Origin of the sequence: Streptomyces changchenzhani (genome assembly GCF_039766235.1) — a bacterium.
In the GTDB taxonomy this organism is placed as follows: domain Bacteria; phylum Actinomycetota; class Actinomycetes; order Streptomycetales; family Streptomycetaceae; genus Streptomyces.
In genome coordinates this window covers 505,518-526,150 of record NZ_JBDHNH010000002.1, presented here as the reverse complement: position 1 = coordinate 526,150, position 20,633 = coordinate 505,518, and the positions used below count along the sequence as shown (strand labels likewise).

Here is a 20,633-nt window from a genome sequence, read left to right as displayed (position 1 = left end):
CTTCGTCGTCTCTTCTTTATCTCGTATCACCAGTCACCGCCCGGACGATGGTGGCATGACCTGATGGGAGAGGGGGGCATCAGGGTGCATTGTGGGGGCGTGCGGTGATTTGAGCACGCCCCTCGGGGCGGGAGCCCAGGTGGGCCGCACGGCCCACCCCATTGTCGGTGTCGTGGTGCAGGATGGGTCGGATGAGCGATGAGCCGCAGCTGCCGGCAGGACCCGCGTCCGCGGATTACCCCGAGTATCCCGAGTACGCGGAGAAGGTGCTGGAGGTCGCGGAAACGATCCCGCCCGGCCGCGTGATGACGTACGGGGACGTCGCCGAGTGGCTGGAGGAGGGCGGGCCGCGCCAGGTGGGCCGGGTCATGGCGCTCTACGGCGGCGCCGCGCCCTGGTGGCGTGTGGTGCGCGCGGACGGCCTCCTGCTGCCGGGCCACGAACTGCGGGCGATGGAGCACTACCGGGCGGAGGGCACCCCGCTGCGCACCGCGTCCAGCCGTGCCGAAGGCCATCTGCCCCGCCTCGACCTGAAGCGGGCGCGATGGGACGGCGGCGGTACGGACAGGGATGCGGAAGCTCACACGGCTCACACCTGACAGCTTCCGGCATGCCACGCCGTCGTGGGCGGTCCGAGGACCGTACGGGGTACGTGGCGCGGTGGGTGGCTCAGTGGACCGCGGGACGGGCCGCCGTCCGGGTGACGGACTGCCTGCGTCCCCGTGGCCCACTGGCGTAGCGTCGTCGGCACGCGCCGCGCGGGGACCGTTCGTCCCGCGCCTCTCGCATTTCCCGCACCCACCGCTCCCCACGCGCGGTGGACAAGTCCACCAGCACCCCCACCAGGACCGGCGATCCACGTGAGCTCCTCCACTTCCACAGGTTCCGCCCGGAATCCGCCGCACCAGCAGGTGCGGCAGCGGACCCCGGGCGCGTACCGACTGGTGCGTACCCCGCCGGGCCCGGTGGATCCTCCTCTTCTGGACGCACCGCAGCGTGCTGTGGTTGACCACGCGGGCGGGCCACTGCTGGTACTCGCCGGACCGGGCACGGGCAAGACCACCACTTTGGTGGAGGCGGTCGCGGCGCGCGTCGCCAAGGGCGCCGACCCCGAGCGCATCCTGGTGCTCACCTTCAGCCGCAAGGCGGCGGTGGAACTGCGCGACCGGATGGCACTGCGGCTCGGCGGCACCCGGGCGCCGCAGGCGACCACCTTCCACTCCTTCTGTTACGCCCTGGTCCGCGCCCACCAGGACAGTGATCTCTTCAGCGAGCCGCTGCGACTGCTCTCGGGCCCCGAACAGGACGTGGCCGTACGAGAACTGCTCACCGGCCAGTTGGACCTGGAGCGCTCCGGGCTGACCCGTGTCCGCTGGCCGGACGAACTGCGCGCCTGTCTGACCACGCGCGGCTTCGCCGACGAGGTCCGCGCGGTGCTGGCGCGCAGCCGGGAACTGGGGCTCGGCCCACGGGCGCTGGACGAGTTCGCGGCCCGTACCGGGCGGCCGGACTGGCGGGCGGCGGCGGCGTTCCTCGCCGAATATCTCGACGTACTCGACATGCAGGGGGTCCTCGACTATGCCGAACTGGTCCACCGCGCGGTGCTGCTCGCCGAGCAGGCCGAGCTGACCGGTCGGCTCAGCGCCCAGTACGACGCGGTCTTCGTGGACGAGTACCAGGACACGGACCCCGCCCAGGTCCGTCTCCTGCACGCCCTGGCCGGGTCAGGGCGCACGCTGGTCGCGTTCGGCGACCCCGACCAGTCGATCTACACGTTCCGCGGCGCCGACGTCGGCGGCATCCTCGAATTCCCGCACACCTTCGGCCGGGCGGACGGCACCCCCGCCCCGGTGGAGGTCCTCACCACCTCGCGCCGTTCTGGCGCCGACCTGCTCACGGCCACGCGCCTGCTCACCCGGCGGATGCCGATGACCCGCCTGCCGGCCGAGAAGGTAAGGGCCCACCGCGACCTGGCTCCGGTACGGGAGGGGGGCCGCACGGAGGTCTTCACGTACCCGACAGCGGGCACCGAGCTCGACAACATCGCGGACATCCTGCGCCGAGCCCACCTGGAGGAGGGCGTGCCGTGGAGCGAGATGGCGGTGCTGGTCCGCGCCGGGGGGCGCACGATCCCCGCCGTGCGCCGCGCGCTCACCTCGGCGGGCGTCCCCCTGGAGATCGACGGTGACGACCTCCCGCTGCGCCACGAACCGGCCGTGACCCCGCTCCTGACGGCCCTGCGGGCAGTGGCGACGGCAGCGGTGGCTGCGGCGGTGACGGCGGTGACTGTGGCTGGACAGGCGACGGGCACAGGCGCTGAAGTCGGGTCGGACACCACGGCGGGCGCGGGCCCGGTCACCGACGCAGAGCCTGTCACTGGCGCGGACCCGGCTGCCGATGCGGAGCCGGAGGGCCCCGGGGAAGCCACCCCCCGGCCCCCGGACGTCGCAGGCGAGGCGGGTACCACGCCGCCCCCCGCCCCCTGGCTCAGCACCGAGACCGCCGTCGAGCTGCTTGCCTCCCCCCTCGGCGGCATGGACGCCGCCGACCTCCGACGCCTCGGCCGCGCCCTGCGCGACGAGGAGCGGGCCGCGGGCAATCGTGTTCCCGCGCCCTCCGACGAGCTCCTCGCCCGCGCGCTCGCCGAGCCCGAGCGGCTCGTCGCCCACGACCCCGCGTACGCCCGGGGCGCGCAGCGGCTCGGCGCGCTCCTGCGCAAGGCCCGCGAGCTCCTCGAAGGCGGTGGCACCGCCGAAGAGGCGCTCTGGGAGCTGTGGTCCGGCACCTCCTGGCCCGGACGCCTGGAACGCGCGGCCCTGCGCGGCGGCGCGGCGGGCCGCAATGCCGACCGTGACCTCGACGCCGTATGCGCACTGTTCGAAACCGCCGCCCGTGCGGAGGAACGCTCGGGCGGCCGCGGCGCCCTGAACTTCCTCGAAGAGGTCGACGCCCAGGACATCGCCGCCGACACCCTCAGCAAGCGGTCCGTACGGCCCGACGCCGTACGCCTGATGACCGCGCACCGCTCAAAGGGGCTCGAATGGCGCCTTGTGGTCGTCGCGGGCGTACAGGAGGGGCTCTGGCCCGACCTGCGCCGCCGCGGGTCGCTCCTGGAGGCGGACCGCATCGGTCGTGACGGCCTCGCCGAACCGCTCACCCCCGGCGCACTGCTCGCCGAGGAGCGCCGCCTCTTCTACGTCGCGGCCACCCGCGCCCGCGAGCGCCTCGTCGTCACCGCCGTGAAGGCCCCCGCGGACGACGGCGACCAGCCCTCCCGTTTCATCGCCGAACTCGGCGTCGAACCGAAGGACGTCACGGGCCGCCCCCGCCGTCCCCTCGCTGTCGCCGCACTCGTCGCCGAGCTGCGCGCCACCACCGTCGACCCGAACACCACCCCCGCGCTGCGCGACGCCGCGGCCCGCCGGCTCGCCCGCCTCGCCGCGCTCAGCGACGAGGACGGTCAGCTGCTCGTCCCCTCCGCGCATCCCTCTCGCTGGTGGGGCCTGTACGAGCCCACCCGCAGCGCCGTCCCGCTGCGCGACCGCGACCAGCCCGTCGCGCTGTCCGGCAGTGCGCTCGACCAGCTCGCCAACACCTGCTCCCTCCAGTGGTTCCTGGGCCGCGAGGTCAAGGCCGATGCTCCCGCGACGGCCGCCCAGGGCTTCGGCAACGTTGTGCACGTGCTGGCCGACGAGGTCGCGTCGGGCCGCAGCCCCGCCGACCTCGCCGTCCTCATGGAGCGCCTCGACTCGGTGTGGGACGCGCTGGCCTTCGACGCCCCCTGGAAGTCCCAGCAGGAGAAGGAGCACGCGCGCGTGGCGCTCGAACGCTTCCTGAGCTGGCACGTCATGGACCGCTCCGGCCGCACCCCGGTCGCCACCGAGCACGGCTTCGACGTGACGCTGGAGGCCGGTGGCTCGTACGAGGTGCGCATCAGGGGCTCCATGGACCGCGTCGAGGAGGACGCGGAGGGACGGGCGTACGTCGTCGACTTCAAGACGGGCAAAGCGGCCCCCACCAAGGACGAGGTCGCCCACCACCCCCAGCTCGCCGTCTACCAGCTGGCCGTCCGCGAGGGCGCGGTGGACGAGGCCTTCGGCGGCCGACGCCCCGAACCGGGCGGCGCCGAACTGGTGCAGCTGCGGCAACCGGCCGCCAAGAAGGACGGCGGGGAGACCCTCCCCAAGATTCAGGGGCAGGAGCCGCTCGCCGGGGAGTGGGTCGGCGACCTGCTCGCGACCGCGGCGGGCCGCGTCCTCGACGAGCGCTTCACCCCGGCCACCGGCCAGCACTGCACGCACTGCGCCTTCCGCGCCGCGTGCAGCGCGCAGCCGGAGGGCCGCCACATAGTCGAGTAGCCGGCCCGTCCCGCCCGGCCTGGCTCCGGGCGGGCAGCCCCGCACGCGTCGGCCGGTCCCGCACGACTCGGCTCGCTCCGCACGATCACCCGCCCCACCCGCCCCAGTCGTCCGGTGGACCGTGGATGTCAGTGGGTCCGGATAGCCTCTCTGAGGTGTCCGCTCGCATCACCGATCCCGAACAGCTCAAGGAGCTCCTCGGCATCCCCTTCACCCCGGAGCAGATGGCGTGCATCACCGCACCGCCTGCCCCGCAGGTCATCGTGGCCGGAGCCGGGTCGGGGAAGACCACGGTCATGGCCGCGCGTGTGGTGTGGCTGGCCGGCACCGGCCAGGTCGCCCCCGAGCAGGTCCTCGGCCTGACCTTCACCAACAAGGCCGCCGGTGAGCTCGCCGAGCGCGTCCGCAAGGCGCTGATCAGGGCCGGAGTGACCGACCCCGACGCCATCGACCCCGACAACCCTCCCGGCGAGCCCCGGATCTCGACGTACCACGCATTCGCCGGCCAGCTCCTCGCCGAGCACGGCCTGCGCATAGGGCTGGAGCCGACCGCCCGCCTGCTCGCCGACGCCACCCGCTACCAGCTCGCCGCCCGCGTGCTGCGCGAAGCGCCGGGTCCGTACCCGGCCCTCACCAAGTCCTTCCCGGCCCTGGTCAGCGACCTGCTGTCGCTGGACGCCGAGCTGGCCGAGCATCTCGTACGGCCCGAGCGGCTCGCGGCGTACGACACCGAGCTCCTGCGCACCCTCGAAGGCGTCAAGCTCACCAACGCCGACCTGCGCAAGGCCCCCGAGGCCGCCGCCGCCCGCCTCGAACTGCTCGACCTCACGACCCGTTACCGCGCGGCCAAGCGCAGCCGCGACCTCCTCGACTTCGGCGACCAGATCGCGCTCTCCGCCGAGCTCGCGCTGACCAGTCAGGAGGCCGGGCGGATCCTGCGCGAGGAGTTCCGGGTGGTCCTCCTCGACGAGTACCAGGACACGTCCGTCGCGCAGCGCCTCCTGCTGTCCGGGCTGTTCGGCGGCGGCACGGGACACGCGGTGACGGCGGTCGGCGACCCCTGCCAGGCGATCTACGGCTGGCGAGGCGCATCCGTCGCCAACCTCGACGACTTCCCCGAGCACTTCCCGTACGCCGACGGCCGCCCCGCCACCCGACACTCGCTGAGCGAGAACCGCCGCAGCGGTGGCCGCCTCCTCGACCTGGCCAACGGCCTCGCCGTCCCGTTGCGCGCCATGCACGCGGGCGTGGAGGCCCTGCGCCCCGCGCCGGGCGCCGAGCGCGACGGCATGGTCCGCTGCGCGCTGCTGCCCACCCACGCCGAGGAGATCGACTGGCTCGCCGACTCGATCGCGCACCTCGTGCGCACCGGCAAGGAGCCCGGCGAGATTGCCGTGCTGTGCCGGACGGCGGGCGACTTCGCCGAGATCCAGGGCGCGCTGGTCGCCCGCGACATCCCCGTCGAGGTCGTCGGCCTGTCCGGGCTGCTGCACCTCCCGGAGGTCGCCGACCTCGTCGCGGTCTGCGAGGTCCTCCAGGACCCCGGCGCCAACGCGTCCCTCGTACGGCTCCTCACCGGCCCCCGCTGGCGCATCGGCCCCCGCGACCTGGCGCTCCTTGGGCGCAGGGCGCGGCTGCTGGTCCACCGCGCGTCGGGCGACGACGCGGACCCGGACCGCAGGCTGGCCGAGGCCGTCGAGGGCGTCGACCCGTCCGAGGTCATCTCGCTCGCCGACGCGCTCGACACCTTCCTGGAGTCCGCCGGCGGCAAGGACGACGGCCTGCCGTTCTCCTCCCAGGCGAGGGTGCGCTTCGCCCGGCTGGCGGTCGAGCTGAGGGACCTGCGCCGCTCGCTGGCCGACCCGCTCATGGACGTACTGCACCGAGTGCTGGCCACCACGGGCCTGGAAGTGGAGCTCTCCGCCTCACCGAACGCCCTGGCCGCCCGCCGCCGCGAGACCCTGAGCAACTTCCTGGACACCGCGGCGGGCTTCGCGGCGCTCGACGGGGAAGCCACCCTGCTGGCCTTCCTGGGCTTCCTGCGCACCGCCGCGCAGTACGAGAAGGGCCTGGACAACGCGCTGCCCGGCGGGGAGAACACCGTCAAGGTCCTCACCGCCCACAAGGCCAAGGGCCTGGAGTGGGACGTCGTGGCGGCCCCCGGCCTGGTCCACGGCCACTTCCCCAACGACCAGGCCCGCGAGTCCTGGGCGTCGCAGGCGAAGGTCCTCCCGCACGCGCTGCGCGGCGACGCGCAGACCCTCCCGGACGTGGGGGAGTGGGACAGCAAGGGCCTCAAGGCCTTCAAGGACGACATGAGGGCACACCAGCGGACGGAGGAACTGCGCCTCGGTTACGTCACTTTCACGCGCCCGCGATCGCTTCTGCTCGGTTCGGGCCACTGGTGGGGACCGACTCAGAAGAAGCCACGCGGCCCTTCGGACTTTCTGCGGGCGCTGTACGACCACTGTGCGACCGGTTTCGGCGAGATCGAGGTCTGGGCGGACCAGCCCGAACCGGACGAGGAAAATCCCGCCCTGCGCGAGGCTGCGGCCGACCGAGCCTGGCCCCTGCCACTGGACGAAGCCTCCCTGACGCGCCGCCGCGCGGCGGCGGAGACGGTACTGGCCCACCTGGACGCCCTGACAGCGACCCCGCAATCCGCGCCCCCGGCCGACCGCCACGGCGGGGCCCCCGGCTTCCCGTTCCCTGACAGCTCCGTTCACGAGGACAGCCCTCCGTACGACGACAGCCCTCCGTACGAGGACAGCCCCCCGTACGACGACGGCGCCCCCTACGAGGAGGGCTACCCGCACCGCGACGCCCCCGAGCACGAGATCCCCTCGGACTGGGACACGCTCCTCCCCGAACGCCCCCAGGGTCCGCCGACGACCTCGGGGGCAGCCGCGACGCCCCCCACCGGGCACGGACCGGATCAGGGCTCTGGGCACGAGCCCGAGCAGGATCACGAGCACGCCCGATCCGCCGACGCCTCGACGGACACGCCCGTGCCCGGCTCCCGTATGCCCGGCTCCCGTACCGGTGAGGACGCCCCACCAGCCTCGACCCCACCAGCCTCGACCCCATCGGACGCGGCCCCACCGGCCTCGGCCCCGTCGGCCAGCTCCCCCTCCGACTGGGCCCCGTACGACTACGATGGAGACCCCTCGCACGGGGACGCCTGGTCAACACAGCGCCCCGGCGCCGGGCTCAGGGGCCGGCCGCACCCGGAGCGGATCCCCCACCCGGTCCGCCCCGCGCACGCCCCCGACCACGCAGGCCACGACACCACCCCCGCCCGCCCCCACCCCACCGACCCTGACCAAGCCGGGCACCTGCCCGCCCAGTTGGCCCGCCGGGCCGAAGGAGCCGTCCGGCTCACCCCCGAAGAGACCCGCGCCGTCGCCTCCTGGGACCGCGACCTCGACGCCCTCGCCGGCGAGCTGCGCCGCGCCCGCGCCACCACCCGCGACGTTCCCGTGCCGCCTGCCCTGTCCGCCTCCCAGCTGGTCCGCCTCGCCGCCGACCCCGACGGCTTCGCCCAGGAACTGGCCCGTCCCATGCCGCGCCCCCCGCAGCCCGCGGCCCGCCGAGGCACCCGCTTCCACGCCTGGGTGGAGGCCCGCTTCGAAGAGCTGCCGCTGCCCATGCTCGGCCCCGACGAGCTCCCCGGCGGCGACGGGAGCGAGGCCGAGATCGCGGACGAGCGCGACCTGGCCGCCCTCAAGGAGGCGTTCGAGCACACGCCGTACGCCCACCGCACCCCGCACCGCATCGAGGCCCCCTTCCACCTCACCCTCGCGGGCCGGGTCATCAGGGGCCGCATAGACGCCGTGTACCGCGACGACGACACCGGCGCGTACGAGATCGTCGACTGGAAGACCAGCCGCACCCGCACCGCCGATCCTCTCCAGCTCGCCCTCTACCGCCTCGCCTGGGCCGAGCAGTACGACCTCCCCCTCGACGCCGTGAGCGCGGCCTTCCTCTACGTACGCAGCGGCGAAGTCGTCCGCCCCGCCCGCCTGCCGGGCCGTGCCGAGCTCGAACGGATCCTGCTGGACGAGCCGGGTCCGGCAGCCGGTTAGGCTCGGGCCCATGAGCGAGACCCCGGACAGCGTCGTCCGTACGTACATCGAACAGCACCGCGCGGCCTTCCTCGGCGACCTCGCCGACTGGCTGCGCATCCCGTCCGTTTCGGCGCAGCCCGACCACGACGCGGACGTGCGGCGCAGCGCCGACTGGCTGTCCGCGAAGCTCAAGGAGACCGGCTTCCCGGTCACCGAGATCTGGCCCACGGACGGCGCCCCCGCAGTCTTCGCCGAGTGGCCGAGCGGCGACCCGGCCGCCCCCACCGTGCTCGTCTACGGACACCACGACGTGCAGCCCGCGGCCCGCGAGGACGGCTGGCACACCGACCCCTTCGAGCCGGAGATCATCGAAGGCCGGATGTACGGACGCGGCGCCGCCGACGACAAGGGCCAGGTGTTCTTCCACACCCTGGGCGTACGGGCCCACCTCGCCGCCACCGGCCGCACCGCCCCCGCCGTGAACCTCAAGCTCCTGATCGAGGGCGAGGAGGAGTCCGGCTCCCCGCACTTCCGCGCCCTGGTCGAGCAGCGCGCCGACCGCCTCGCCGCCGACGCGGTGATCGTCTCCGACACCGGCATGTGGTCGGAGGAGACCCCCACCGTCTGCACCGGCATGCGCGGCGTCGCCGACTGCGAGATCGAGCTGTACGGCCCCGAGCAGGACATCCACTCCGGTTCCTTCGGCGGCGCGGTCCCCAACCCGGCCACCGTCGCCGCGCGCCTCGTCGCGGCTCTCCACGACGCCGACGAGCGCATCACCATCCCCGGCTTCTACGACGGCGTGAGGGAGCTCACCGACCGGGAGCGCGAGCTGTTCGCCGCGCTCCCCTTCGACGAGGAGCGCTGGCTCCGTACGGCCAAGTCCCGTGCCTCCCTCGGTGAGGCGGGCCACACCACCCTGGAGCGCGTCTGGGCCCGCCCGACCGCCGAGCTCAACGGCATCGGCGGCGGCTACCAGGGCCCCGGCGGGAAGACGATCATCCCGTCGTCCGCCCGGCTGAAGCTGTCCTTCCGGCTGGTCGCGGGCCAGGACCCGGACAAGATCGAGCAGTCCGTACGGGAGTGGATCGCCTCCCGCGTCCCGGCCGGCATCCGTCACGAGATCACCTTCGGCGCCGCGACCCGGCCGTGCCTGACACCGCTGGACCACCCCGCCCTCCAGTCCGTCGTACGGGCGATGGGCCGCGCCTTCGGCCAGGAGATCCTGTTCACCCGGGAGGGCGGCTCGGGCCCCGCCGCCGACCTGCCAGGAGATCCTGTTCACCCGGGAGGGCGGCTCGGGCCCCGCCGCCGACCTCCAGGACGTACTCGGTGCGCCCGTCCTCTTCCTGGGTATCTCCGTACCGTCCGACGGCTGGCACGCGCCCAACGAGAAGGTTGAGCTCGATCTGCTCCTCAAGGGCGTCGAGACCACCGCGTACCTGTGGGGCGACCTCGCGGCGAACTGGCGCCCCTCCTGAGGCCGCGCCCACAAAACCGCCAGCCGACAAAGTCGATAAATCTGCCTGCCGAATCACCTGAACCACCCGATCCACCCGGGGGAGTTGGAAAGACCTGTGAGCACCTCGACCGACCAGACGGGCCAGACCGGAGAGCGGCCGATCGGTCTTGCCGCCCCGAGCGGTCTCGACCGCGCCGCGCACCACCGCCTCGACGAGGCCTGGCTGGCCGCGGCCTGGAGCCACCCCACGACCCGAGTCTTCGTGGTCTCCGGCGGTCAGGTCCTGATCGACGACACACCGGACGGGCACACCGAGCTGGTCATGACCCAGGCCTTCGAGGCCCCGGTCACCGAGACGCACCGGTATTTCCTGGGTACGGACGAGGAGGGCGTCAGCTACTTCGCGCTCCAGAAGGACACCCTGCCGGGGCGCATGGACCAGTCGGCGCGCCCCGCGGGCCTGCGCGAGGCCGGGCTGCTGCTCTCCCCCCGCGACTCGGCCCTGATGGTCCACGCCGTAGCCCTGGAGAACTGGCAGCGCCTGCACCGCTTCTGTTCACGCTGCGGTGAGCGCACGGTCATCGCGGCCGCGGGGCACATCCGCCGCTGCCAGGCCTGCGGCGCCGAGCACTACCCGCGCACCGACCCCGCCGTGATCATGCTGGTCACCGATGAGCACGACCGCGCGCTCCTCGGCCGCCAGGTGCACTGGCCGGAAGGCCGGTTCTCGACCCTCGCGGGCTTCGTCGAGCCCGGCGAGTCGATCGAGCAGTCGGTGGCCCGTGAGGTCTTCGAGGAGGCGGGCATCACGGTCGGCCGGGTCGAGTACGTCGCCAGCCAGCCCTGGCCGTTCCCGTCCAGCCTGATGCTCGGCTTCATGGCCCGTGCGACGTCCTCGGAGATCACCGTGGATGGCGAGGAGATCCAGGAGGCGCGCTGGTTCTCCCGGGACGACCTGCGGACCGCGATCGAGTCCGGGGAACTGCTGCCGCTGCTCGGCATCTCGATCGCCGCCCGCCTGGTGGAGATCTGGTACGGCAAGCCCCTGCCGAAGCCGCTCACCCCGTAGCCGTTCGCAGGACTCGTACGCATGCGAAACGCCCCCCGCGATGTGTGCCGCGGGGGGCGTTTCACGTACGTGAGGCTGGGGTGTCGTCAGACGCCCAGGGCCAGCTTGACCTGCGCGAGGCTCGGGTTGCTCATGACCGACTGCGCTCCGGAGGTGGGGACCACGAGGACCGTCGGGACGGTCTGGTTCCCGCCGTTCGCCTTCTCGACGAAGGCCGCGGACTCCGGGTCGTGCTCGATGTTGATCTCGTTGTACGCGATGCCTTCGCGGTCCATCTGGCTCTTCAGCCGACGGCAGTAGCCGCACCACGTGGTGCTGTACATCGTCACAGTGCCCGGCATGTCTTTCGCGCTCCTCTGGTTCGCTGGGGGATCCGTGATCCCAGTGACTCGAACGTACGCGACCCGGTCACCATTCCCGCATTAGTACGACCACTGCTCGCCCCCTGTGGACAACGGCCGCGTCCACCTCTCGCGACCTGGCAGCATGGCGGGGTGACAGCAGCAACGCACTCCTCCCTTTTCCCGCAGGCCCCCGAGTCGGCGGACGCGGTGCTCGAAGGACTCGACCCCGAGCAGCGCGCGGTCGCGACGGCCCTGCACGGCCCGGTGTGCGTGCTGGCCGGAGCCGGTACGGGCAAGACCCGCGCGATTACGCACCGCATCGCGTATGGCGTGCGTGCCGGAATCATCCAGCCCGGCAGCGTGCTGGCGGTCACCTTCACCAACCGCGCCGCGGGCGAGATGCGCGGGCGGCTGCGCCAGCTCGGCGCGGGCGGTGTCCAGGCACGGACCTTCCACTCCGCCGCGCTGCGCCAGCTCCAGTACTTCTGGCCGAAAGCAGTCGGCGGCGACATGCCGCGACTCGTCGAGCGCAAGGTGCAACTGGTCGCCGAGGCCGCCGCGCGCTGCCGCATCCGGCTCGACCGCAACGAACTGCGGGACGTTACGGGCGAGATCGAGTGGGCCAAGGTCACCCAGACCGTCCCCGGCGACTATCCCGCCGCGGTCGCCAAGTCCAGCCGCGACGCCCCCAGGAACCCGGCCGAGATCTCCCAGATCTACGGACTGTACGAGCAGCTCAAGCGCGACCGCGGCATGATCGATTTCGAGGATGTGCTGCTGCTGACCGTCGGCATCCTCCAGGACCGGCAGGACATCGCCGACCATGTGCGCAGTCAGTACCAGCACTTCGTGGTGGACGAGTACCAGGACGTCAGCCCGCTCCAGCAGCGGCTGCTTGAGCTGTGGCTCGGCGACCGCGACAGCCTGTGCGTCGTCGGCGACGCCAGCCAGACGATCTACTCCTTCACCGGCGCCACCCCCGACCACCTGCTGAACTTCCGCACCAAGCACCCGAGCGCGACCGTGGTGAAGCTCGTCCGCGACTACCGCTCGACCCCGCAGGTGGTCCACCTGGCCAACGGCCTGCTGAACCAGGCCCGGGGCCGGGCCGCCGAGCACCGTCTGGAGCTCATCTCCCAGCGCGAGCCGGGCCCCAACCCGGTCTACCCGGAGTACGCGGACGAGCCCGCCGAGGCCGAGGGCACCGCCCGCTGCATCCGCGACCTCATCAACGCGGGCGTCCCGGCCGGCGAGATCGCCGTGCTCTACCGCATCAACGCCCAGTCGGAGGTGTACGAGCAGGCCCTGGCCGACGCCGGGGTGCCGTACCAGCTGCGGGGCGCGGAGCGGTTCTTCGAGCGCCCGGAGGTGCGGGAGGCGGGCATCGCGCTGCGCGGCGCGGCGCGGGCCGGTGGTAACGACTCGCTGCTCGACGACGCCGACGACCTGCCCTCCCAGGTCCGGGCGGTGCTCAGCACCAAGGGCTGGACGACGGAGCCCCCGGCGGGCTCGGGCGCCGTCCGGGACCGCTGGGAGTCGCTGGCCGCCCTGGTGCGGCTCGCGGAGGACTACACCAAGGCCAAGTCCACCGCGACCCTCTCCGACCTCGTCACGGAGCTCGACGAGCGCGCGGCCGCCCAGCACGCACCCACCATCCAGGGCGTCACCCTGGCCTCGCTGCACTCGGCGAAGGGCCTGGAGTGGGACGCCGTGTTCCTGGTCGGCCTCACCGAAGGCATGATGCCGATCACCTACGCGAAGACCGACGAGCAGGTCGAGGAGGAACGACGACTGCTGTACGTCGGCGTCACGCGCGCCAGGGTCCACCTGAGCCTGTCCTGGGCGCTGTCCCGCTCGCCCGGCGGCCGGGCCTCCCGCCGCCCGAGCCGGTTCCTGAGCGGCCTGCGCCCCGGCTCCGGGGCACCGGCCGGGCGCGGCACGGGCGGTGCCGGAGGCATCGAGCACGGCGCAGTCGCCGGCAGCACGGGCACCGCCACCGGCACCAAGCGCAGGCGGCGGGGACAGGTCAGGTGCCGAGTGTGTGCGAAGACACTCACCGAGGCCGGCGAGGTGAAGCTGATGCGCTGCGAGGACTGCCCGTCCGACATCGACGAGGCGCTGCACGAGCGGCTGCGCGACTGGCGCGCGGGCCAGGCCGAGGAGCTGGGGCAGCCCGCCTTCTGCGTCTTCACCGACAAGACTCTGATGGCGATCGCCGAGGCGGTGCCGGGCGACGACGGAGCGCTGGCCATGATCTCCGGAGTCGGCGCCCGGAAACTGGAGCGGTTCGGAGCCGATGTGCTGGCTCTCTGCGCAGGTCAGGAGCTTGGAGGAGCCGACGAAGAGGATTGATCAAAATTCGTCGAGAAAATAGTTTGCGCATGCCCCAGGAATCCCCATAGGTTCTTAACCACGGAAACAAGGGCTTCTCCGAAGCCCTGTGCCCGTGCTGTACTTATCCACACACATGGGATCCGGCTCCGGCCGAGGTCCCCGAGACGCCGAGGGAGGCGAGCCCAGTGACCAGCTTCATGACTTTCACCAAAGTGACCGATCACTCGGTCGTCGCCACCTGCCCGCTCGGCTCCTCGCTCAGTGGTATCGGTCTGTCCGGCATTGCTGCCTTCAGCCCCGCGGTCTTCAGCCCGGCCGTCCTGGTCCTGGCCGATCTCCCCGTCCGGGAGCGCAATGAGCGACCGACCGAGGCACCGGAAGCAGCAGTAGCAGTCGCGCAGGCGCACGCCTATGCCTCTGCGGCGGCCGGTGCCGGATCCAAGAAGCAGACGACGCAGCACCACACGATGTGGGCCTTCCGTGGGCCTGAACCCTGGAGTGATCCAGCCTGATTCACCATCAGGCAGGCGCCTTCAGGGCCGCGGAACCCCACCCGGGATCCGCGGCCCTTTTGTTTTGCCCGAACGGGCGAGACGAAGCGAAGGGGCCCCGGGACAGCAGAAGCCATTCGGCCAACAGGCCGGAACGACCAGACGAGGAAAAAACCACCGTGCAACTCGAAGCGCACGCCCCGTCAGTACCGCCTTCCCGAACGATCTCCCCGCCCGGTCTCACGGAGGACCCCGCCTTGACTCCCCTCACCGCGCTCACCGCGCTCGACGACGCCATCGAGAACCTCGGCGTGCCCGTCCCCTGCCGTTCCTTCGACCCTGAGGTCTTCTTCGCCGAGTCCCCGGCCGATGTCGAGTACGCCAAGTCGCTCTGCCGCACCTGCCCGCTGGTCGAGGCCTGTCTCGCCGGTGCCAAGGAGCGCCGTGAGCCCTGGGGCGTCTGGGGTGGCGAGCTCTTCGTCCAGGGCGTCGTCGTGGCCCGCAAGCGTCCGCGTGGCCGTCCGCGCAAGAACCCGGTCGCAGCATGACCGACATCTCTTGGGGGACTGCGCTCAAGCCCCTGAACCGCACCGGCACCATCGACCGACCCCATACGCACGATCCCAAGAAGCAGGCCCCGATGACCTCTCTCACCAGCGAGCCCTTCGGGTCCGCGACCCCCGCCGTCACCACCATTGGCGTGAACGACTCACGCCAGAACAGGACCCGCGAAATGCAACTCATCCCAGAAGCCCTGGCTCGTGCTCATATGCACGACCTGCTGCGTGAAGCCGAGGCGGAACGCCGGGCCCTGCGCCTGGTCGCCGCCCGGCGGATGCAGCGCCGTGCCGAGCGCACCGCACTGCGCGCCCGCCGCGCCCTGGCCATGGCGGTCATGCAGTAGAAGCCCGGCACCGAAACCAGCCGGCAGACAGGCACCAGCAGTAATCAGCTCTCCGTGGGGGCCGGTCCGAACGGACCGGCCCCCACGGTGCGTTGTTCCCGCAACCGCCCCGGGACGGGGATATCGTCACGGGGTGGACCAGCAGACTCCTTGCCCCGCAGCGCAGTCGGGTGCCGAGCATCTCGTGTGCTCCCACTGCGGCGCGGTCTCCCAGGGCATCCCACCGACCTGGACCTGCTCCGTGGAGAACGGCAGCCGTCACTACTTCTGCGACGACTGCTCGCGCGCCAACCTCAGAGCCATTGAGGGACGGCTCGATTCGCCCTGGTGGTGACCACGAGCCCAGGCCCAGGCGGAACCCCTAGGCTCCGGCCGCCGCCACTTCGTCCTCCTCGTCCTCCTCGCACTCCACGCTCTCGGCGCCCACTTCGGTGCCTCTGCCGTCCTGTGCCGGGGCAACGAACCCGGGCAGCCACTCCTCCAGCTCATCCCGCAGCCGTACCGTCGCACCCAGCTGGCAGAGCACCCCGATCGTGCTCAAAGTCACCCGGTGTATCAGCAGGTAGGCGGGCGGCAGATTGAGCTGCTTGCCCAACTGGTGCGCGGGGGAGCGGATATCGGCCACGCGCGCCGCCTGACTGCGCATCCACCCCCGGCTGAAGGTGAATTCCGAGGCCTGCGCCGGCTCGATGATCGGCAGCAGATAGTCGAGCACCGCGTCCGGGTCCAGGTCGATCGACTCCTTGACGAAGCCTTCCTCGCGCAGCAGCTCGTACACCGCCTCGGCCTCGCCGTCGATCGTCATGCGCAGCGACTTGCCGACCGTGTCGGGCAGTCCACCGGGAAGCCGGTCCACGGTGCCGAAGTCCAGCACCCCGAGCCGCCACTTCTCGGCCTCGCCCTCCTCGCCGTCGTCGTCCTCCACGGGCAGCAGCCGGAAGTTGCCCGGATGCGGGTCCGCGTGCAGCAGTCCGGTGCGGGCCGGACCCGAGAAGAGGAAGCGGGCCAGCAGTTGCCCGGCCCTGTCGCGCTGCTCGGTCGTACCGTCCGTGATCACATCGGCCAGCGGAATGCCGTCGATCCACTCGGTCACCAGCACCTGATCGCTCTGGTGCACCACGTCGGGCACCACCACGTCCGGATCGGTCGCGAATTCCCGGGCGTGTGCCCGCTGGGCCTGTGCCTCCAGCTCGTAGTCCAGCTCTTCCGACACCCGGTCACGCAGCTCGGAGATAAGCGGCTTGATGTCCATGCCCGGGATCATCGGACCCAGCAGCCAGGCGAAACGGCTCAGTTGGTTCAGGTCGGAGAGCAGGGCCTCGCCGGCTCCCGGATACTGCACCTTGACCGCGACCTCGCGCCCGTCGTGCCACACCGCCCGGTGCACCTGGCCGATCGAGGCGGCGGCCGACGGCTTGTTCTCGAACTCCAGGAACAGATCGCGCCATTCCGCCCCGAGCCGCTCGGTCAGCACCGCGTGCATCGTGCGGGTCGGCATCGGTGGCGCGGCTTCCTGGAGCTTGGTCAGCGCCGCCCGGTAGGGGCCCGCGACCTCCTCGGGCAGTGCTGACTCGAAGACGGACAGCGCCTGCCCGAACTTCATGGCACCGCCCTTGAGCTCGCCGAGCACCTTGAAGAGCTGGTCGGCCGTGCGCTGCTGGAGCTCGCGCCCCACAATCTCGGCGGATCTGCCGCCGATCCGCTTGCCGAGCCCCCAGGTGGCCCGGCCCGCGAAGCCCAGCGGCAGTGCTGCCAACTTGGCGGTACGGGTGACCGCCTTCCGGGGAAGATCAGACATGCGCCCCTCCAAAACCCAGACACCCGCGCCGTGTGTGCCTTGCGACGATGCCTCCACGGTCACGGTTATCCGGCCATTGTGTCCTGTGGCTCGGCGGCCCCCGAGGTGTACTCCCCCTCAGTGTGCCCACTCGCACCGCAGGAACAGTCGGAGTGCGGCAACATCCGCTCCCGTCTCCAGTCCAGCAGCGGCAGCGCGGCCTCCCACCGCACTCCCGTGGTCGCCGGCAGTTCACCGTCCAGAAAGGACAAGGCGTGCGCCGCGGCCAGCCCCGCCACCGAGGTCGCCAGGGCGATGTCGCACGCCGGTACGGGCCCGGGTCGCCCGGAGCGCCACTGCGCCAGCATCCGGAGCCAACTCGGATCGCGCTCCGCCCGCCCCAGCGCCATACAGCCCGCACACGCACTTCCGCCCGGCAGCACCAGCGGCCCCACCACGCCTGTCGCCTCGACCACTCCCGCATACAGATGCGGCGTCCCCGAACGCAGCCAGGGCTCGGCGGCGCCCGGATCGGGGGCGTACGCCGCGGACCCGTCCCGCGGAGCCACGACGACTAGCGACAGCCCAGGCTCGCCCCCGGCAGTGGACGCGCCGGGCTCCGCCGCCCGCGGTGGCCGGTCGGGCGCGGCCCGCCGCACCAGCTGCCTGGCCGCCACGTCCCGCCGGTCGCCGACGGACTGGGCCGGCAGCCCGCCCGGCGCCACATCCCACAGCTCCACACACCCGCCGTCCAGCACCTCGACACACCCGACACCCCCGGCGGCCAGTACCGAGGCGATCGTTGCGCCGACCCGCCCGGCGCCTCTCACCTGAACCCGTATGGCGCGCCGCGCCGCCAGCCGCCGCGCCCCGCCGCCCGGCGCCGGATGGATCACCGAGAGGGATGCCAGATCGGGGCGGAGCCGGTCGCGCACCTTGGTGCGTCCGCGCAGCGCGTCCGCCCCGGGGCCACCGCCTGTGGCGTCGTCGATCAGCCCCGCCGCCGTCAGCCGGGTCACCAGCTCGTCCACCCGCCCGTCCGGCAGGCCCATTGCCCGGGCCTCCTCGCGCAGCAGCGGCAGGCCGCGAGTGCCGTCCAGCAGCGCGAGGAAACTCCCTGTCGCTGTGTCCACCGGCCCCACTGTCACCGCGTGCGCGGATGTCATCCCGAATTGCACGGTCTGCCGGTCCCGCCATGCGCGCCGCAGCGCGGGCTTCACCACCGGATGCATATCGCTGCCCCCCGTCGGTCTTTCAGGATCGATCACGCGAGGCATCACGTGATCCGCCACGTGATCCGTCACGTGATCCGTTCTCGGATCCCAGAATGCACGGGGTGGTCGAATCGTGCGGAAAGTTGTCCACAGGCCCGGAATGCTTGTCGTTCAAATGCTGCACTCCAGGGAGCGGATCGCGTTCGACTCATCTGAGGCGGGACTTCCGCCGCTGACAGCGGGTAACGTCGAGGCGTGTCCGCCGACCCGTCGCCCCGCTTCGCGGGGGAGACCCCACTGCAGAGCGCCGGTAGTCCGCCGCGCGGCGCGCCGAATCAGCCAGCCACCGGCTTGCGGCCGAGCGCGGTCGAGGTTCGCAGGAGCGCCAGACGCAGCCGAACGGTCTCCGCGTACCGGGAGGGCGACCGTACGATCGTGCTCATTCCCGCCCGTATGTCGGAGGCGGAAGAGCAACGCTGGGTGACGGTCATGCTTGACAAACTCGCCGCCCAGGAGAACAAACGCGTGTTCGGGGACGCCGAACTCGCAGAGCGCGCGCAGCGCTTGTCGGGCCAGTATTTCGACGGCAGGGCACTACCCACGTCCGTGCGCTGGGTGACCAACCAGAACACCCGATGGGGATCGTGCACCCCGGCGGAGGGCAGCATTCGCCTCTCGCACCGCCTGCAGGGCATGCCGGAGTACGTCGTCGACTATGTGCTCGTCCATGAGCTCGCCCACCTGCTCGTACCGGGACACGGCCCGCGCTTCTGGCGGCTCCTGGAGGCGTATCCCCGTACCGAGCGGGCCCGTGGATACCTCGAAGGGGTGGTGGCCGCAGACCGGTTGCCGCACCTGCCGGGCGCACGCGGTGAGTAACAGCCGGTGATTCTGTACCGAGTGTGTACCGGCTTGGCCGGATGTCGGCGTTAGCGGTTAGCCTGACGCGACGCATTTACATTCGGGACTGGGGGACGGTCGTTACGTATGGCCAGGGAATTCCAAAGTGGCCACAAGGCCAAGATCAGTGACCTCACAGCGGGAACGGATCTGTACGTAGGTGTGCAGATCACCGGGCCCGGACTGACCTTCGACATCAGCTGCTTCGGCCTCGACGTCAACGAGCAGCTCTCGGACGACCGGTTCTTCATCTTCTTCAACCAGCCGAAGTCGCCCGAGGAATCAATCCAGCAGCTCGGCCCGCAGTCCGGTGACACCGAGTCCTTCCGCGTCACCCTGGACCGCATTCCGGCGAACATCCACAAGCTCTCCTTCACCGCCACGATCGACGGCGCGGGGCAGATGTCGCAGGTCGGACCGGGGTACATCCGGATCGTCGCGGGCGGCGAAGAGGTCGTCAGGTACGCCTTCAACGGCTCGCAGTTCAGCACCGAGCGCGCGGTGATGCTGGGCGACTTCTACCTCAAGGACGTGTGGCGGTTCGCCGCCGTCGGCCAGGGATTCGACGGCGGGCTCGATGCCCTCCTGAAGAACTTCGGCGGCGAGGTGGCCGAGGAAGAGCCGGCCGCGCAGCCACCGGCCGGGGCTCCGTCCTTCGCCCCGCCGCCTCAGGCGCAGCAGCCCGCTCCGTCCTTCGGAGCGCCCCCGGCACCGGCCCCCGCTCCTGCCCCCGCGCAGAGCTTCGCCCCGCCGCCAGCCCAGGCACCCGCCCCGCAGATGCACTCGGCGCCGACGGTCGCCGCGCCGCTGCACCCGCAAGGTGGCGCCGTGCCGCCGGCCGCCCCGGCGGCGTACGGACAGCCGCCCCAGCAGCCGCAGTTCGGCCAGATCCCCGGGCAGCCGCCGGGCCAGTTCCAGCCGCCCGGCCAGATCCCGGGCCAGGCCCAGCCGCCGGGCGCGCCCGCTCCCTATGGCCAGAGTGCGCCGTTGGGGCAGCCGCAGGGTGCGCCCCAGGGCGTACCTCAAGGTCTCCCGCAGGCCGGAGCCGGTCTCGCGGCCGCCCTCCAGCCGTACCGCGAGGCACCCACCGGCCAGCGCTGGACCCCGCAGAACCAGCAGCTCATGCGGGTCGAGCTGGGCATGGGCGGTACGCCGATCCTGGCCCGTCAGGGCAGCATGGTGATGTATCAGGGCAAGGTCGACTTCAGCTACAAGGGTGCGGGCTTCGCGGGCCGGTTCGTCGGCAACGCGACCGGCCAGGAAATGCAGCTGATGCGCTGTTCCGGCCGCGGCCAGGTCTTCCTCGCCGAAGAGGGTGCGCATCTGCACCCGATCGAGCTCCAGGGCGACGGCATCTGCGTCTCCGCGGAGAACGTTCTCGCTTTCGACGAGTCGCTCCAGTACGAGATCCGCCGTATCGAGGGTCACGGCATTCCCGGCGGGGCCCTGTTCACCATGCAGTTCCAGGGCTCGGGCACCGTCGTCGTCAAGACGCACGGCGTTCCGGTGGTCCTGCCCGTCACGCCGACCACCTTCGCCGACGCCAACGCCGTCGTCGCGTGGTCCTCCGCGTCCCAGGTGATCCTCTCCACGCAGGTGCGCCTGCGCCGCAACGCCTATCCCGGCCACAGCGGAGAGACCATCAATCTCCAGTTCCGGGGCGCCCCCGGAAACTTCATCGTCGTCCAGCCCTACGAGGTCTGAGGGAGCCCG

At 71.9% G+C, this 20,633-nt stretch carries 14 protein-coding genes and 1 pseudogene; 12 read left to right on the top strand and 3 right to left on the bottom strand.

Annotated features, from left to right (window positions below; all coding sequences use genetic code 11):
* The first annotated feature begins 182 nt into the window (after nt 1–182).
* From ABCR94_RS10590 to nudC, 5 genes and pseudogenes are all read left to right on the top strand, one after another.
* A complete protein-coding gene (locus ABCR94_RS10590; RefSeq protein WP_521976662.1) occupies nt 183–599 on the top strand; it encodes an MGMT family protein in 417 nt (138 codons plus the stop codon).
* Nucleotides 600–860: 261 nt separating this feature from the next.
* Nucleotides 861–4,358, top strand: a complete 3,498-nt coding sequence (locus tag ABCR94_RS10585) for an ATP-dependent helicase (protein WP_347118948.1) — start codon at nt 861–863, stop codon at nt 4,356–4,358.
* A gap of 155 nt (nt 4,359–4,513) precedes the next feature.
* A complete protein-coding gene (locus ABCR94_RS10580; protein ID WP_347118947.1) occupies nt 4,514–8,443 on the top strand; it encodes a UvrD-helicase domain-containing protein in 3,930 nt (1,309 codons plus the stop codon).
* Nucleotides 8,444–8,453: 10 nt separating this feature from the next.
* Nucleotides 8,454–9,906 (top strand): annotated as a pseudogene (locus ABCR94_RS10575) (dipeptidase).
* Between the two features lie 96 nt (nt 9,907–10,002).
* Entirely contained in the window at nt 10,003–10,956 is a 954-nt protein-coding gene (gene nudC, locus ABCR94_RS10570) for an NAD(+) diphosphatase (RefSeq protein ID WP_347118946.1), read from the top strand.
* An 86-nt stretch (nt 10,957–11,042) separates the two neighbouring features.
* Here the strand turns inward: nudC and ABCR94_RS10565 are convergent, their stop codons facing one another.
* A complete protein-coding gene (locus tag ABCR94_RS10565) occupies nt 11,043–11,297 on the bottom strand; it encodes a glutaredoxin domain-containing protein (protein ID WP_347118945.1) in 255 nt (84 codons plus the stop codon).
* A 153-nt stretch (nt 11,298–11,450) separates the two neighbouring features.
* Here ABCR94_RS10565 and ABCR94_RS10560 point away from each other — a divergent pair, with 153 nt between their 5' ends.
* The 5 genes from ABCR94_RS10560 to ABCR94_RS10540 all read left to right on the top strand — a co-directional run bounded on the left by ABCR94_RS10560 (nt 11,451) and on the right by ABCR94_RS10540 (nt 15,363).
* Nucleotides 11,451–13,652, top strand: a complete 2,202-nt coding sequence (locus ABCR94_RS10560) for an ATP-dependent DNA helicase UvrD2 (RefSeq protein ID WP_347118944.1) — start codon at nt 11,451–11,453, stop codon at nt 13,650–13,652.
* 179 nt (nt 13,653–13,831) lie between these two features.
* A complete protein-coding gene (locus tag ABCR94_RS10555) occupies nt 13,832–14,146 on the top strand; it encodes a hypothetical protein (RefSeq protein ID WP_347119146.1) in 315 nt (104 codons plus the stop codon).
* A 158-nt stretch (nt 14,147–14,304) separates the two neighbouring features.
* Nucleotides 14,305–14,673, top strand: a complete 369-nt coding sequence (locus ABCR94_RS10550; RefSeq protein ID WP_347118943.1) for a WhiB family transcriptional regulator — start codon at nt 14,305–14,307, stop codon at nt 14,671–14,673.
* Nucleotides 14,674–14,705: 32 nt separating this feature from the next.
* Nucleotides 14,706–15,029, top strand: coding sequence for a putative WhiB-interacting protein (locus tag ABCR94_RS10545; RefSeq protein ID WP_347119145.1), 324 nt, complete (start codon nt 14,706–14,708; stop codon nt 15,027–15,029).
* A gap of 133 nt (nt 15,030–15,162) precedes the next feature.
* Nucleotides 15,163–15,363 (top strand): hypothetical protein, encoded by a 201-nt coding sequence (locus ABCR94_RS10540; RefSeq protein WP_347118942.1) that lies wholly within the window; start codon nt 15,163–15,165, stop codon nt 15,361–15,363.
* Nucleotides 15,364–15,390: 27 nt separating this feature from the next.
* Here ABCR94_RS10540 and ABCR94_RS10535 read toward each other — a convergent pair whose 3' ends face one another.
* Together ABCR94_RS10535 and ABCR94_RS10530 are read right to left on the bottom strand one after the other, a co-directional pair.
* Nucleotides 15,391–16,827, bottom strand: a complete 1,437-nt coding sequence (locus ABCR94_RS10535) for an ABC1 kinase family protein (protein WP_347118941.1) — start codon at nt 16,825–16,827, stop codon at nt 15,391–15,393.
* A gap of 65 nt (nt 16,828–16,892) precedes the next feature.
* The gene (locus ABCR94_RS10530) at nt 16,893–18,038 is read right to left on the bottom strand and encodes a ThiF family adenylyltransferase (RefSeq protein ID WP_347118940.1); all 1,146 of its coding nucleotides are present in this window, start codon (nt 18,036–18,038) and stop codon (nt 16,893–16,895) included.
* Between the two features lie 237 nt (nt 18,039–18,275).
* On the opposite strand from ABCR94_RS10530, the gene ABCR94_RS10525 reads away from it, so the two are divergent.
* A complete protein-coding gene (locus ABCR94_RS10525; RefSeq protein WP_347118939.1) occupies nt 18,276–18,899 on the top strand; it encodes a M48 metallopeptidase family protein in 624 nt (207 codons plus the stop codon).
* 108 nt (nt 18,900–19,007) lie between these two features.
* Nucleotides 19,008–20,624, top strand: a complete 1,617-nt coding sequence (locus ABCR94_RS10520) for a TerD family protein (RefSeq protein WP_347118938.1) — start codon at nt 19,008–19,010, stop codon at nt 20,622–20,624.
* Nucleotides 20,625–20,633 lie beyond the last annotated feature (9 nt).